The sequence below is a fragment of the Arcicella gelida genome, assembly GCF_034931025.1.
GTDB classification, from domain to species: Bacteria; Bacteroidota; Bacteroidia; order Cytophagales; family Spirosomataceae; genus Arcicella; species Arcicella gelida.
In genome coordinates this window covers 69,257-85,160 of the sequence record NZ_JAYGIL010000005.1, presented here as the reverse complement: position 1 = coordinate 85,160, position 15,904 = coordinate 69,257, and the positions used below count along the sequence as shown (strand labels likewise).

12 protein-coding genes are annotated in these 15,904 nt (G+C 34.3%); 5 read left to right on the top strand and 7 right to left on the bottom strand.

What is annotated here, in order from left to right; genetic code table 11:
- Window positions 1–2: 2 nt before the first annotated feature.
- Complete coding sequence (locus VB776_RS05445) at window positions 3–1,142, bottom strand: 2-isopropylmalate synthase (RefSeq protein ID WP_323326789.1); 1,140 nt, start codon at window positions 1,140–1,142, stop codon at window positions 3–5.
- Window positions 1,143–1,517: 375 nt separating this feature from the next.
- Here VB776_RS05445 and bioB point away from each other — a divergent pair, with 375 nt between their 5' ends.
- Both bioB and VB776_RS05435 read left to right on the top strand, forming a co-directional pair.
- Window positions 1,518–2,552 (top strand): biotin synthase BioB, encoded by a 1,035-nt coding sequence (gene bioB / locus VB776_RS05440; RefSeq protein ID WP_323326787.1) that lies wholly within the window; start codon window positions 1,518–1,520, stop codon window positions 2,550–2,552.
- A gap of 28 nt (window positions 2,553–2,580) precedes the next feature.
- Window positions 2,581–3,048 carry a peroxiredoxin gene (locus tag VB776_RS05435; protein WP_323326785.1) on the top strand — a complete coding sequence of 156 codons (468 nt, stop codon included), beginning with the start codon at window positions 2,581–2,583 and terminating at the stop codon, window positions 3,046–3,048.
- A 65-nt stretch (window positions 3,049–3,113) separates the two neighbouring features.
- On the opposite strand, the gene VB776_RS05430 is transcribed toward VB776_RS05435, so the two are convergent.
- Together VB776_RS05430 and VB776_RS05425 are read right to left on the bottom strand one after the other, a co-directional pair.
- Window positions 3,114–6,419: a T9SS type A sorting domain-containing protein gene (locus VB776_RS05430; RefSeq protein WP_323326783.1), complete on the bottom strand. Its 3,306-nt coding sequence runs from the start codon at window positions 6,417–6,419 to the stop codon at window positions 3,114–3,116.
- Between the two features lie 132 nt (window positions 6,420–6,551).
- The gene (locus tag VB776_RS05425) at window positions 6,552–9,296 is read right to left on the bottom strand and encodes a T9SS type A sorting domain-containing protein (RefSeq protein ID WP_323326781.1); all 2,745 of its coding nucleotides are present in this window, start codon (window positions 9,294–9,296) and stop codon (window positions 6,552–6,554) included.
- Between the two features lie 680 nt (window positions 9,297–9,976).
- Here VB776_RS05425 and VB776_RS05420 point away from each other — a divergent pair.
- Window positions 9,977–11,395 carry a hypothetical protein gene (locus VB776_RS05420; RefSeq protein WP_323326779.1) on the top strand — a complete coding sequence of 473 codons (1,419 nt, stop codon included), beginning with the start codon at window positions 9,977–9,979 and terminating at the stop codon, window positions 11,393–11,395.
- Between the two features lie 113 nt (window positions 11,396–11,508).
- Here the strand turns inward: VB776_RS05420 and rplI are convergent, their stop codons facing one another.
- The 4 genes from rplI to VB776_RS05400 all read right to left on the bottom strand — a co-directional run bounded on the left by rplI (window position 11,509) and on the right by VB776_RS05400 (window position 13,680).
- Complete coding sequence (gene rplI / locus VB776_RS05415; RefSeq protein WP_323326777.1) at window positions 11,509–11,952, bottom strand: 50S ribosomal protein L9; 444 nt, start codon at window positions 11,950–11,952, stop codon at window positions 11,509–11,511.
- Between the two features lie 107 nt (window positions 11,953–12,059).
- Window positions 12,060–12,311 carry a 30S ribosomal protein S18 gene (gene rpsR, locus VB776_RS05410; RefSeq protein ID WP_184137058.1) on the bottom strand — a complete coding sequence of 84 codons (252 nt, stop codon included), beginning with the start codon at window positions 12,309–12,311 and terminating at the stop codon, window positions 12,060–12,062.
- 34 nt (window positions 12,312–12,345) lie between these two features.
- The gene (gene rpsF / locus VB776_RS05405; protein ID WP_323258580.1) at window positions 12,346–12,717 is read right to left on the bottom strand and encodes a 30S ribosomal protein S6; all 372 of its coding nucleotides are present in this window, start codon (window positions 12,715–12,717) and stop codon (window positions 12,346–12,348) included.
- Between the two features lie 120 nt (window positions 12,718–12,837).
- The gene (locus VB776_RS05400; RefSeq protein ID WP_323326774.1) at window positions 12,838–13,680 is read right to left on the bottom strand and encodes an OmpA family protein; all 843 of its coding nucleotides are present in this window, start codon (window positions 13,678–13,680) and stop codon (window positions 12,838–12,840) included.
- Window positions 13,681–13,946: 266 nt separating this feature from the next.
- Between VB776_RS05400 and VB776_RS05395 the strand changes: the two genes are divergently transcribed.
- Together VB776_RS05395 and lhgO are read left to right on the top strand one after the other, a co-directional pair.
- Complete coding sequence (locus VB776_RS05395) at window positions 13,947–14,498, top strand: hypothetical protein (protein ID WP_323326773.1); 552 nt, start codon at window positions 13,947–13,949, stop codon at window positions 14,496–14,498.
- Window positions 14,499–14,615: 117 nt separating this feature from the next.
- Window positions 14,616–15,815, top strand: coding sequence for an L-2-hydroxyglutarate oxidase (lhgO, locus tag VB776_RS05390; protein ID WP_323326771.1), 1,200 nt, complete (start codon window positions 14,616–14,618; stop codon window positions 15,813–15,815).
- The last annotated feature ends 89 nt before the right edge of the window (window positions 15,816–15,904 follow it).

Below are 15,904 nucleotides of genomic sequence, written 5' to 3'. Positions count from 1 at the left end.
AATTATCCAACTAATTCTTTCAAATCTTCATCGTTCAATTGCTTACGAGCATCAGCCATCAACAAGAAGCGAGTATAAATTTTGTCCAAATCTGGTTTTTCAAACTCAAAACCTAATAATTGCAAACGATGACGAAGGGCAGCACGTCCAGAACGAGACGTCAATACAATCGCTGATGAAGGTACGCCAACATCTTCTGGATTCATGATTTCATAATTCTGAGTATGCTTCAAGAAACCATCTTGGTGAATGCCTGAAGAGTGTGCAAAAGCGTTTGCTCCAACAATTGCTTTATTTGCTTGCACTGGCATTCCCATCAAATTAGAAACAAACTGAGAGAATGGATACAAATGTTTAGAATTGATTCCTGTATGGTAGCCCAAATCTTTATGTGTATTCAAAATCATTGCTACTTCTTCTAACGAAGTATTTCCAGCACGTTCACCAATTCCATTGATTGTTACTTCAACTTGTCTTGCACCAGCCTGAATACCCGCAATAGTATTGGCAGTTGCTAAACCTAAATCGTTGTGGTTGTGCATTGAAATTACTGCTTTATGAATATTCGGAACGTTTTCAAACAAATAGTTGATACGTTGGAACATTTGTTGAGGTAACAAATAGCCAGTAGTATCTGGCAAGTTCACTACTGTTGCACCTGCATCAATTACCGCTTCTGTTAATTGTGCTAAGAAAACTAAATCTGCACGACCAGCATCTTCAGCGAAAAATTCAACATCTTCTACAAAAGATTTTGCGTATTTAACCGCCCAAACACCTTTAGCTAGAATTTCTTCACGAGTAGAGTTGAACTTATATTTAATGTGTGTATCAGATGAACCAATACCTGTGTGAATTCTTGGATATTTTGCGTGTTTCAATGCTGCTGCTGCCGCATCAATATCTTCTTTTTTAGCACGAGTCAGTCCACAAACAGTAGCGTTTTTCACTAATTTAGCTATTTCTTCAACCGAACGGAAATCGCCAGGAGAAGAAATCGGAAAACCAGCTTCGATAATATCTACCCCAAGTAATTCCAGTTGTTCAGCAACTTGCAATTTTTCTTCGGTATTTAATTGACAACCTGGCACTTGTTCGCCATCACGAAGGGTTGTATCGAATATTAAAATTTTCTGACTCATGATTCTTGTTTTTTGAAGGATTCTTAATCAAAAATAACACCTGATTATAGAAAAAACAAATTTTACAAATTCGCCCTTTTAGAATTAAATTCTAAAAAAAGCAAAATACAAGCCATGTATAGAATTAAATTCTATACAATATTCTATTAAAAGAATTTAAAACTAATCATTCCCAATTTTGGTGTATTATTTATTTCTTTGAAAAAATTGTTAAAAAAATAATCTCAAAGATAGTCATCAAGTAAAATCCGTAAAAAATCCAATTTTTAGATAAATTTCAAAACACAAAAAGGCTTATCAATTTGTCAAACCCGAAATCCATGTTTAATTTTGATTAATTAACATAAAGCGAATAAAAATCGCCAAGATGATACCATGATAAAAAATAATTGGACTAGAGAAGAAATCGAAGAAATTTATAACCTCCCATTCATGGAATTAGTGTATCGTGCAGCCACTGTGCATCGCCAATTCAATGACCCACAAGAGGTACAAATCAGTACTTTACTTTCAATCAAAACAGGTGGCTGTCCAGAAGATTGTTCTTATTGTTCACAAGCTGCTCGTTATCATACCGACGTAAAAGTTCAAAAATTAATGGAACTTGACGAAGTATTATCAGCAGCACAAAGAGCAAAAGATGCAGGAAGCTCACGTTTTTGTATGGGAGCCGCTTGGCGTGAAGTACGTGACAACAAGGATTTTGATAAAGTATTAGGAATGGTACAAGGCGTAAACTCTATGGGTTTAGAAGTTTGCTGTACTTTAGGAATGCTGACAGAATCGCAAGCTGAAAAATTAAAAGACGCTGGTTTGTACGCATACAACCACAATGTTGATACAAGTGAAGAACATTACGAAGATGTAATTTCTACTCGTACTTTCGCTGACCGTTTGAATACGATTGATAATGTTCGTAAAGCGAAAATTTCAGTTTGTTCAGGAGGAATTATTGGTTTAGGGGAATCTGATGGCGACCGTATTGGAATGTTAAAAACATTGGCAAATATGCCTCAACATCCAGACTCTGTGCCTATCAACAACCTTGTTCCAATTAAAGGTACTCCACTTGGCGACCAAGAGCCAGCTTCTATCTGGGATATGGTCAGAACAATCGCTACAGCAAGAATTTTGATGCCAAAATCAATGGTTAGGCTTTCAGCAGGGCGTTTGGATATGACTTATGAAGGACAAACACTTTGTTTTATGGCGGGTGCGAACTCAATCTTCTCTGGAGATGTGTTATTAACAACACCAAATCCAGCGGTGAAAAATGACCAAGAGCTATTCCAAATCTTGAGTATCAAACCTCGTGAAGCTTTTAAAGATAGCAAAAAATCAGCCGTTGAATTTCAAGTAACACCAACCGCTGGTAAAGCTTTGGGAATTGAAGAAGTAACTGTACTATAATATTTACTCACATCTTAATTTTAAAAAAATGGCTTTACAAATTGGTGAATTAGCTCCGAATTTTACTTTATTTAATACTGATAAAAAAGAAATTAGCCTTTCAGATTACAAAGGTAAAAACGTTGTTATTTTATTTTTTCCTTTAGCATTTACAAGTGTTTGTACTGCTGAATTATGCGAAATGAGAGATAACATCGCTACTTATTCAAAGCTAAATGCTGAGATTATAGGAATCTCGGTTGATTCTCTCTTTACTTTAGATAAATTCAAGGCAGAACAAAACCTTCCGTTTGATTTGTTATCTGATTTCAACAAAGAAGTATCAACGGCTTATGGAAGTATTTATGAAAACTTCGTTTTAGGCATGAAAGGCGTTTCAAAACGTTCAGCATTTGTAATTGATGGAAATGGAAGTATCCAATATGCAGAAGTACTTGAAAGCGCTGGTGATGTTCCAAACTTCGAAGCAGTAAAAGAAGCTTTAGCAAAATTATAAATCATAAAAAAAGCTCGATTTCAAATTTGAAATCGAGCTTTTTTTATGATTATCAATCGAAGAAACTAACGATTAATAATTATTCTTTTCGCAATCAAAAGAGATTCAGTATTTAGTCTCAACATGTATTCTCCTTCAGGCAACATTGTAAGGTCTAATGTTCTACTTGTATCCAAAGAAGCGATTGTTCCTCTTCTCACCATTCTTCCTAATAAATCATAGACTTCATAAGTTGTGTTATTCCAATCGTTTCTAGCTTCAATTTTTAAAACACCATTACTTGGGTTCGGATAAATTGATACTCCACGGTCATCATAATATCTAAAAACATATTCTTTAGAGACTGGAGAGTAACAAAATTTATCGCCATAGAAAAGTGTTTTATACACATTTTTAGCAATTACACTCAGATTTGCTTCTTCAGTAAACCTAATAGGACTTCCTGAAATTGTATTGTTTACCACACCATTTACTTGCCAAACATATTGGTCTGCTTTAACGGCATTTACAGCAACTGTATATGGACTTAAACGAACGATAGAATCAACAACAACTGGGTTTGGCTTAACTGATACATAAACATTAGGAGAAATTACAGATTTACAATTATTAATATCTGTTTGAAATGCACGAAATGCCCCAGACTTAGTTACTGTCAAATTCTGAATTCCATAGCTTGTTACTGTTCCATTCTGAGCAGCTACCCATGTTGGCTTATTCCCAGAAGCTAAACTCATCTGCAAAATAGTATTATCTCCATCACAAAATACGCTGTCTTTACTTGTTACAATTGTAGGAGTAATAGGTAATTGATTGACTGTAATTCTCATTGTAGGAGAGTTAATCGAGTAGCAATTATTGTTATCAATTGTTCTTACGATATAATTCCCTTGCATATTGATTTTAATAGCATTGCTGGTAGCACCAGTATTCCATAAGTATTTAACTGCATTTTGAGATGTTGAAGTTAAAACAACGTTTGTATCTGCACAAAAAGTAGTTGGGCCATTAGGTAAAATACTTGGTGTTGGCGGCAAAGGGTTTACAACGATTCTCATCCCATCCGAACTTGGCGAATAACAGCCTTGGTTATTGATTGTTCGGATAGTATAGTTTCCTGAAACATTAATTTTTATATTTTGACTACTACTTCCAGTACTCCATAAATAACTAACAGCTTGAAGATTAGATGAAGTTAGTACCACATTGGTATCAGCACAAAAAGTAGTTGGGCTATTAGCTGTAATCATTGGTTTAGGAGGTAAGAGTTTTGCTAAAACCTGAACTGCATCAGAAACAGGAGAAAAACAACCTACAGTACTTATCGTCTTTACAGTATAACTACCAGAAGTATTTGTTTTTATATTCGGCGTATTGCTTCCTGTATTCCACAAATAACTATTGGCTTGTAAAGAAGATGACGTTAAAGTAACATCAGTATCTGCACAAAATGTTAATGGGCCACTTGCCGCAATATTCGGTTTGGGTGGTAATGGATTCACTAAAATCTTTACCCCATCTGAAGCTGGCGAAAAACAACCTTGTGAATTTATTGTCTGTACAGTATAAGTACCAGAAGTATTTACCTTTATATTTTGTGAATTGCTACCCGTACTCCAAGCATAACCATTAGCTTGCAAACTCGAAGAGCTTAAAGTAACATCAGTATCTGCACAAAATGTAGTTGGACCACCTGCTGTAATAACAGGTTTAGCAGGTAAAGGTTTGTTTGTAGTAATTACTGGTGCTGAAAACCCAGACTGACAGCCAAATTGATTGACAGTTCTAACTGCAAAACTTCCAGAATTAGTAACTGTTATTGATTTTGATGTACTTCCATTACTCCATTCATAAATAGAAGCATCATTTGCATTCAAGGCTACGCTATTTCCATCACAAAAACTGACATCACCACCAGCCGTAATTGATGAAGAAGGAATAGCACTACCTACAAAAGAAATATATGGAACTTGAATAATATTTCCCACCTTATCACGATAACGTGCATAATACGTTTTATCAGTACCTACAGCAAGTGTTGCGTTACGTTGCGTTGAAAATACCCCATTGGCAAAATTAGATCCATTATTCGACCATTGATAGTTTGAAAAGCCATCTGGCAAACTTACGTTTACTTGATTATTGCCACAACTAAAAGTTAAATCAGAAATTGTGTTTGGTAGTTGAGGTTTAGAATTACTAAAAAAATTATTGTCTAAGGCATTATTCCAAGCACTTGCCAGTTGTTCTAAACCAACACCGTTAAAATGTACTCCATCCTGTCTGCCAGTAACTTGAATAAGGTCTGTATTAGGTCCTTGAAAAACATTATTATTAGCTTGATTAATGACTGCTTGTTGCCCTTTAATCACATTCGCATCTGTAACGATTGGTGTACTACAAAAATTACAAGGTGTTGAAGAACCACCAGATGTTAGAGAAACTACCCAAGTAATATCTTTACCAGAATCAGTTCTTGATTTATTGATAACTGTTTGAAGATTCGAACGATATTTTTCACTATCAACCACTAATTTTTGGTTAATAAAAAAATTGTCTGATTCACCTTGACACCATAAAACCGAACGTACACCTAATTGTGCTACAAAATAATGAAAGGCATCTGAGAGGTCTTGATAAGGAAGTTTATTTTTGTAAGTATCACCAGTATATGGATTCGGTGCGATATTTCCATTCGCTGTAGTTGCCCAAGTACTACTTGAAGTACCTTCGAAAGCAGCATTAAAAAACATTACTGGAACATTCAATTTACTTACGAGTAAATCGCCCAATCGTCCCCAACACCAACCATTCATTCCTCTTGGAGCAATTCTACTTCCAGCTTCTAATTTTGAGAAAGGGGATAAATTAATATAGAAATCTCCTCCAAAATTGGTATCAGTTGCAGAACCAAAACAGTTTACTCTGTCGTTTGTCGCCCCAATCCCCGCAATATGGGGCATTCCTTGGGCATTAGATTGTCCAGCTATTACAAATACTTCCCCAACTCCTACTCTATCCACTCGTGAAGTTCCACCAATATTTGCTCCATTTAAACTTCCTCTTAATTCTAAACTATACCATCCTTGTTTAACCCTCATGACAGCATTAAAATTTCCATTGAGGGGCAAAAGTTTTATCACTGTCCAATCAACAGCTTCTCCTTGTCCAGCTTCCACAGGAATTAAACGGGCTTCTATTTTATCGATTTGAGTAGCATAAGTACCAGAAACCGTAATCTGAGAAAAACCCTCTTGATTACGCTGATATACTGCTCTGTTTTGCGGTGAAGTAATCTTTATCTGACAAAAAAGTAAAGTTGGGAAACTGGTTATTAATATCAGTAAAAGAATTCTTTTGGATAACATCATCAGAATTATTGTTTTGAATTTATCTTATGTAAGGATAATATTGTTTTTATCATAGAAAGTTTGCTTAGGCAATCCATGATAAGTAAAAATACATAATAAAGTTCAGAAGTATAGATTTTGTGTAAAACGAACTTATCTACTAATCTGTATCATTTTAGAAATTTTAAAGTTATTATTCGTTGCTCTTAAAATATATGACCCTTCAGCCAAAGTACTCAAATCCAAGAGTTTCTGAGAGTTTAACAACTCTATCTTTGTTTGTAAAAGCTGTTTACCATCTATACTATAAATTGTAATAGTGGTATTCTCTAATTCATATCTGCTTTCTAAAGTGAATTTTCCATTCGATGGGTTTGGATATATCGACAGTCCTTTATCGCTATAAGCAGCTAAATCATAATTACTCACTTCCGAAATACAAGTTAATGGATTTACACTTCCTTGAATTTGATAGATATTTCTAGCTTGAACCGTATAATTTCCAGCTTCGATTGCTCTGATGAGAGTATCTTTTGCTGAAGTACTCAATACTTTCCCTTCGTACTTCCAAATAAATTCAGTTGGCAATACTGTTGTTTTTACGCCCAACGTGTAAGTACCTTTTTGAACAATACTTACCGATGTTGGATTATCTTTTCTGGTCGTTTGAATCACATTTGATGATTTTGACAAACAACCTTTGTCATCTCTTACAAAACCTCTAACTAATTCCGTGCCAGTAACTTTTATCAAAGATGGATTATTGTTGGTAAGTACATTATTTCTTTCCCATGTAAAAGTATATTTTTGGGAATCCGGAGCAGTCAAATTGATATTAACACTAGCACCATCACAAAATGCCACACTACTCAAAGCACTAATAGTCGGTGGTTTTGGTAAAGGATTAACGAAAGTCGTAATATTATCTTTAGAAATTGGCGATAAACAATTATTAGCTCCACGAGTCTGAACGGAAAATGTACCTGCTTTTTTAACTACAATACTTTGGGTAGTTTCGCCAGTACTCCATAAATAGCCAGAAGCTCCTTCATTTGATGCCACCAAAGTAACACTTTGCTCATCACAAAATTCCGTTGAACTATTGAATGAAATAGTAGGTGCTGCTGGGCGAGGTTTTATCGTCAATTTTATTTCATTTGAAACGGGTGACTGACAAGCATTTTTATCAACTACTCTCAATTTATAAGATCCTTCAGTATTTACGGTAATATTATTAGTTGGAGTAATATTCGGATTAGTACCAATCCATTGATAAATCGGGTTTTCGGCTTCTGTTGTACTCTGTATTGAAACACTTGTTCCAATGCAAAAATTAACATCATCTATCGCTTTAATTACGGGTGCTTTCGGTGGAGTATTTGCTTTTACGGTAAAACTTGGTATTTGTATAATATTCCCATTTGCACGAGTGACTCTCGCAAAATAAGTTCCTGCGGGAACATCCACAGTTCTACTTGTATATTCTTTATAGTTTTCTTCATTAACCCATTTATACTGCTGATAACCTGCTGGCAAGCTTAATCTTACTAAATCAGTTGAAAGACATTCCAAGCTAATACTTGGAATCGTATCTGCAGAAATGGGTTCAACCGTTTCAAAGAAATCTTTATTATCAACCGTCAAAGTTTTTATCCATGCGTCAGCAACATCGTCTAGGCCTTTTCCAAAAAAATGTACACAACGGTCTCTTTCTCCAATAAAATCTACTTGAATATTATCGGTAAAAGGTCCTGGAAAAATCGGTCTGAGAGCATCAGTCGTAATTGCTTGATTTTGTGCATTTACGATAATAGGCGATGGTTTGGGTGGAGATATGATAGAATCGCAACCTCGTTGACTTGAATAAGAAGTACGAGCTACAACCCATGCCAATTTATTGGTTCCTAAATCTTGGCGACTTTTTTTGATTAAACGTTGAAGATTATCTAAATAATTTTCAATCGTTACTGGAGCTGGCTTACCTTGTGCTATAGCCTCCAGATTAAGTAAGTTTTGCGTTTCGCCTTCTATCCAAAGTACGGCTCTCACACCTAGATTGATACCATAATATCGTAAAACAGCATTCAAGTTTTCGTAAGGAAATCCTACAGGTAAATAGCGAGTAGGAACATCTATATCTTGAAAATCGTTGAGTACTGCCATATTGGGATTTTCTGCACTTTCTCTCCAAGCCCTAACTGAAGCACCGCCCCAACCCGTATTAAAAAACATTATAGGTACGTTCAGTTTTGAAGCTAAAGCATCCCCAACTTTTCCCCAATAATATGGACCAAGACCAAGTGGACCAATCGTAACTTTTTTACTTAATTGAGAAAATTGAATAATTGAAAAATTAGAAGTTGTATAAGTAATATAACTTGTATTTTGTGGATCAAATCCTGCTTTGTAAAAGTTATCTCCAAAATCTTTCAAAAAATCTGCACAGTTTACTCTATCGTCAGAAGCGGGAGTTTCGTTTGCAGAACGCAAGCCACTTCCACCAGCATTTGATTGACCAGCAATTACAAATACTTCGCCAACACCTACTTTTTCTATCTTTGAAACAGTTCCAACCACTTTCCCTCTTAAAAGCCCTCTCACTTCCATAGAATACCAGCCGCCTTTTACCGTAATTGAACCTTTGAATAAGCCGCCAAGTGGGTTAGCTTTTAATAATGTCCAATCTATCGCAATACCTTGTCCAGCTTTTACAGGAATCATTCTTACTTGTATCGTATCAATGGGTTGTGAATAACTCCCTGCTACAGCTACAATAGCTTCGTTTTTCAAATTGCGTTGAAAAACCTGTCTGAGTACTGGAGATGTAATCGTAATTTGACCTAACAATAATGTCGGAATGCTGATGAGCAAAAATATCAGTAGCAATCTATTAAACATATTCACTGAATTTAAAGATAAAAATTGTTTGTGAAGTGCAAGACGCAATAGTCAAAAAAGCGTTGTTTTAATCATCAAAAATCGATGTGCAATCGTAGAAAAATCCTACAAAAGTACAGAAAGCATCTCATAATCTGAGATGCTTTCTGTACTTTATTTGAAAATTTATATAATGCGAACCAAGCGAAAAGCCACTGAATTACTGCCCCTTTTGAATTTTAAAGAATAGGAATTCAGTAATCATAACAGTACACACGAAAATTTACTTAATTTTAACTACTTAAATAAATTAATAGCCAATGAATTCTTTGAAAGAGAACCTGTTTTTAAAAACCAGTTCAGTATTAAGCCCATCTAAACTAATTAGTATTTTATTATTTTTATGCCCAATACTTGTATTTTTTTATTGCTTTTTTACCTTCTCTGTTAATTTCCCATTCAACGACGATATCGTATTAAACAACTTTCTTTTACTTCACGAAAGGCTAAGCTTTACAGAAAAAGTGCTTTCATTTTTCCAGCAATATAACGAACACCGAATAGCCTACACAAAGCTAATAATGTTTTTATACTACAGCGTTGCAGGAACATTGAACTATAAAGTATTTATGTTGATTGGAATATCGTCAATATTGGTTTTACTAAAATTGCTTGTAAAACAGTTTTCGGACATGAATTACTTGGCTTTAGTACCAATAAGTATTTTGCTGTTTTCACCATTGACACATGAGAATGCACTATGGGCAATGGCATCTTTACAAAATTATACGGTAGTCTTATTTATGGTATTTGCTATTTATTCTATTACACAAAATAAAATAAATATGAGTATTATATTTTTTGCACTATCGCTTAGTACAAGTGCTTCTAGTATGATTCTAGCACCTGTCGGTTTTGTATTATTTTTATTGCAGCGAGAAAACAAAAATGCTTTTTATTGGCTAATTGTATCTATCATCGCTGTATTTCTCTACTACGCTAATTATACTCAACCAGATTATTATCCAGACAAAAGTGTAATTCTCGAAAGGCTAAAACATCCCAAAGAATTAATAGCTATTATAGCGATGCCAAGTTTGTTAATTGAACCTATTTTTTCTCAGCAAAAAGTAAATACAGCCCTTAATTATGCTTTTGGAGCTCTTATTTTCTCGTGTTATATATTTTTTGGTATTGAAGTTTTAAGGACTTACTTTAAAAAGGAAAAAACGACAAAACTATTCCTTTTTGGTATCACATCAATTTGTCTAGCAATTATCGTATTAACTTTCTTTTTAAGAAATGGGAAACAGGAATCAAGGTATATGATTTATCCTTTGTTATTAACGGCTTGTACTTATTTATATCTTTTTTCAAAAATCAAGGATTTGGCAAAAAATACGATTCTAATAAAAACATTTGTAGGAGTTTCAGTAGCTTTTTCATTTGTTTTTATGGCTTATACTTATGCTATTTCTCTTTCAAAATTTGCTAATAAAAGAATGGAAATGCAGGTTTTCAGTGCGAATTTCGAATTGAATAACAGGTATTTTTTCTTCAGAAATGACTCTACAAGAACATTTGATGATCATGAAACAATGCAACCAGTATTGCTTTCGAAACTTCCAATAAAATTTCCAAGTGGATTGCACGGCTTCAGAAAAGGTGATATGAAGTTTATCAACGATGTAATGGCTGTATCTTTGAAGCAAGGTGTTTGTCGATTTACGCCAGAAACTGATCCTTTAATAAAGAAAATGCTTGTGGAGGCTCCATTTGAAAAAAATAGTCAATCTCCAAAGGCACTATTCGAATTCCCTTTTTTCATAGTTCGAAATCCTACAAGTTTTTCATATCATGATTTTGACGAAAATGTTTTTGTCTTATTTAGGTCTGAAAAATACAATATTCTTTTCCCTGTAAGTAAAAAAGCTTCTTCCATAAAAAATATCTTAAAGAAAGGTGATTTAATTGAAAATAATTTTGAAGAAAAAATACATTACGCAACCCTACCAAATGCCAAGTATGACATTTACCTCTTTAGTTTTTACAATAACGAAGTAAAAATATTATCAGCATCACACTATGGCTTAAACATCTCTAGTACAACTATCAATTAAACTGTTGAGAAAACTGACATAAGTACATAATAAAGAAAGCATCCCATATTATGAGATGCTTTCTTTATTATAATAAAATTTACAAAAAGGATTATAAAACCATTTTTAATAAATTAGTCAGCTACTACAGTGAATTTCACTTTGTGTTTCACTTCTTTGTGTAAATCAAGTGTTGCAGTGAAATCACCAACAAACTTCACTTCTGTATCCAAAGCAATTTTCTTTCTATCTACATCAAATCCTTTTTCTTTCAAAGATTCAGAGATTTGGATAGTAGTAACACGACCAAAGATTTTACCGCTTTCACCTACTTTCGCAGCAATTGCTAAAGTAATATCACCGATAGCTTCAGCCAAAGCAACTGCATCCATTTTCACTTTTTCAGCTTTGTGAGCTACTTGCTTGATGTTTTCAGCAAGAATTTTTTTGTTTGATCCCGTCGCTTGAACTGCGAAACCTTGTGGAATCAAGTAGTTACGTCCGTATCCTGGTTTTACGGTAACTACGTCATTTTTATAACCGAGACCTGCGATGTCAGTCTTTAAGATGATTTCCATTTTTTTATTTTATTAAGATATTAGGGCTTTACTTCGAGGCGACAGTTAAACTCTCAGCCTATCTTTTATTACCTAAAACCTATTATCTAAAACCTTATTTATGATAACTATTTCAATCCGTCAGCCACGTAAGGCATTAAAGCCAAGTGTCTAGCACGTTTGATAGCTACAGCTACTTTACGTTGAAATTTCAAAGAAGTACCAGTAAGACGACGAGGAAGAATTTTTCCTTGTTCGTTTACTAACTTCAATAAAAAGTCAGGGTTTTTGTAGTCGATATATTTAATGCCTGATTTTTTGAAACGGCAATATTTTTTGCGGATTACGCTTTTGTCAACTGGTTCGTTTACTAATGTCATGATTTCAAAATGTTGAATTTCGTGAATGTCTTACTTATTCTGCTTTAGCTTCTGCAGCAACTGGTTTCTTACCTACTAAACCTTTTTGCTTACGCTCGTTATATGCAACTGCGTGCTTATCAAGAACAGTTGTCAAGAAACGAATCACTTTTTCGTCACGCTTGTATTCAAGTTCCAATTTAGCTACTAACGTTCCTTCTGCTTTGAATTCAACGATGTAATAGTAACCAGTTTGTTTGTTTTGAATAGGATACGCCAGCTTACGTATTCCCCATGCTTCTTCATTTACGATTTCAGCATTGTTATCCGTTAGGATTTTTTTGAACTTTTCAACGGCATCCTTTGTCTGCTGTTCAGACAAAACGGGAGTTAAGATGAATACCGTTTCATAATTACGTAATTCCATAAGTATGTAATGTTGTTTTAAAAATTGGAGTGCAAAATTACACATTCTGTTTGTAATTACAAAATGTTACCAAGAAAGTTTTTGATAATCAGCAAGATAGAGTGAATTATCTTTGGTTTATCAATTTCTTGCTCCCGAAATGGCTGTTCCTCTTTGTTGTTCTAATAATTTATTGTTGGTTTTGTAACCTAAAACCTTGATTTCTGTTCTTCTATTCAGTGCATGTTGATTCTCTGAACAATTTACACCATCCTTACAATGATTTAGTAATTGGCTTTCGCCATAGCCTTTAGCAATAATTCGTTCTTGGGCTATTTTACCTTTCTTTACGATGAAATTAACGGCTGCGTCAGCACGTTTTTGAGATAAAGTCATGTTGTAAACTTCATCCGAACGGCTATCAGTATGAGAACCAAGTTCTACTTTGATACTTGGGTTATCTTTCAGCAACTGAATTAAATTATTCAATCCTTCCCAAGCATCTTTTCTGATTTCCCATTTATCAAAATCATAATGAATACGTTCAACACCAAAAACATCATTCAAATTAATCCTTTTCATACTTATTGAAGCTTCTATCAAATTGCTTTGCTTAGAAAGTTTACTGATATGCTCAATATCAATTCCTGAAACACAAAATACTTTACTGGAATCTTTTAGATAACAAGCTGCATTAAAGTTAGCTCGCTGAGTCAGGTACTCGTCGAATTGAACTAAAAGTTCGTATTCATTACCTTTTTCAAGCTTAAAAATTGCGTAACCATTTTTAATAATACTTGAGTCAATCTCTTGAGGTTTATTTTTCGTATATAGTTTCAAGGAAGTACCTTCTAAACTTTTATGATTTTCAACATCCAATACTTTCAGTTTTAGGTGAAAGTATTGCTTATTTACTGATTCAGTATTTTGTGAAAAAGCAGAAGATAAGCTTATCAAAAAGAGCAGAAGGTAAATCGTTTTCATTTGTTTGATTCGTTTAAAAAATACATTAATTCGGACGTTTTTCTACTTCATTTTGATGGCTTTCGATGAAAACAAAAGACAGAGACAGAATTTCGAGTAGAATTTTCAGCTTTAAAAAAAGTAATTACTACGCTTATCGTAAATTTATAACGAAAAACACGGATTTATCTTTTTAAAGTAAGTATAAATTCAAGTATGACTTTGAGCATTTGGCAATGTCATTTTTACTAATATATTTGTAATGAATTTAACCGCCATTAAATTTCATGAGAAAATCTTTATTCTTTATCATCTCGGTACTATGTATCGGGCTGATGACTAGTTGCGATGAAAGCATAACACCTTTAGAAAAGGTTGTTCCTTCAAGTGTAAAAAGCACTTCTATTAGTACTATTAGCGTTAAGCAAACGCTAGTCAATGGTTTTTGGCAATACAGCGAGATTAATATGCTGGCTGGCACCAAAAACAAGATGTTATTTTCAAGACAAAACAATATTGGCTTGAGTAATACGATTTCCAAAATTCAAATCAATTTCAAACCCGATGGCACTATAACAAGCCTTCAACAAGGTTTAGTTGTACAAAAAGGGAAATGGAAGTTACTCAATAACGATAAGCAATTAGAACTTGCTATCGAAAGTCAGCCCGCAGAGCTTTACGACATTATTACTTTCAATAAGGATGTCATTGAATATCATGCTGTTTTGAAACAAAGTAACACCGATGAGGCTACTTGGTCGATGAATTTAGCATTTTTAGGCGTATCGTCTGCTTCGGTTACTGAAATCGTAACTGTTTATAAACTATCGCCGATATAAGTAAAATAAAAGACTTCTTGAAAAGACCTGTGATGTTTTAAATCGTCACAGGTCTTTTTGTTGTATCTTTACAGCCTGTTTTTGCAGAAACATTACACGAGAAAATCCTAATATATTATGCAGCACGATATTATCGTAATCGGTGGAGGAATCGTTGGGCTTGCTACCGCTCTAAAAATCAAGGAACAACGACCAGAAATGAAAATTTTGGTTCTTGAAAAAGAACGTGAAGTAGCCGTTCATCAAACAGGTAATAACTCTGGTGTAATTCACTCTGGGCTTTATTATAAGCCAGGTTCTTTGAAGGCAACAAACTGTATTAGAGGCTATCATCAACTCATTGATTTTTGTAATCAAGAAAATATTCCTTACGAATTGACTGGTAAAGTAGTTGTAGCGACCAAACAAGAGCAACGCCAACAGCTTGAAAATCTTTATGTACGTGGTCAACAAAATGGCTTGGAAGGTTTACGTAAAATTTCAGCTTCGGAAGTAAAAGAGTATGAACCTTACGTTACTTGTGTAGAAGGAATGTGGGTTCCACAAACTGGTATTGTTGATTATAAAGTCGTTTCGCAAAAAATGGCGGACAAATTAAGAACACTTGGTGCTGAATTACTCTTTGGTGAAAAAGTAACTGGCGTAACCAAAGGACATTCTTTATCAATCATCAAAACAGAAAGAAATACTTATGAAACCAAATTGGTTATTAATTGTGCTGGTTTGTATTCAGATAAAATAGCACAGATGTCACAAGACAGACCGATTGATGTGCGTATTGTTCCTTTCCGTGGAGAGTACTTTAAGATTCGTCCTGAAAAACATTATTTAGTAAAAAACCTAATTTATCCTGTTCCTGACCCAAATTTCCCATTTTTAGGAGTACATTTTACAAGAATGATGCGTGGTGGAATTGAGGCTGGTCCAAATGCTGTACTTGCTTTCAGAAAAGAAGGTTATAAAAAATTAGACATCGATCCAAAAGAGTTGTGGGATACACTTACTTGGGGTGGTTTCCAGAAAGTAGCCGCAAAATATTGGGAAACGGGTTTGGGTGAAATGTACAGAAGTTTCTCGAAAGCAGCTTTCACAAAGGCTTTGCAAGAATTAATTCCAGAAATTCAAGAATCTGATTTAATTGAAGGTGGTGCAGGTGTAAGAGCACAAGCTTGCGACCGTACTGGTGGTTTACTTGATGATTTCTCAATCATTGAAGATGAAAAAGTAATCAATATTTTGAATGCTCCTTCGCCAGCGGCAACGTCGTCTTTATCAATCGGACAAACTGTTTCTGAAATGGCATTGAAGCGATTTTAAATAAACATAATATACCAAAAACAGCCACAGAATTCTTTTAAATGAGTTTTGTGGCTGTTTCATTTTAAGCCTATTGTATTCTTGAGAAC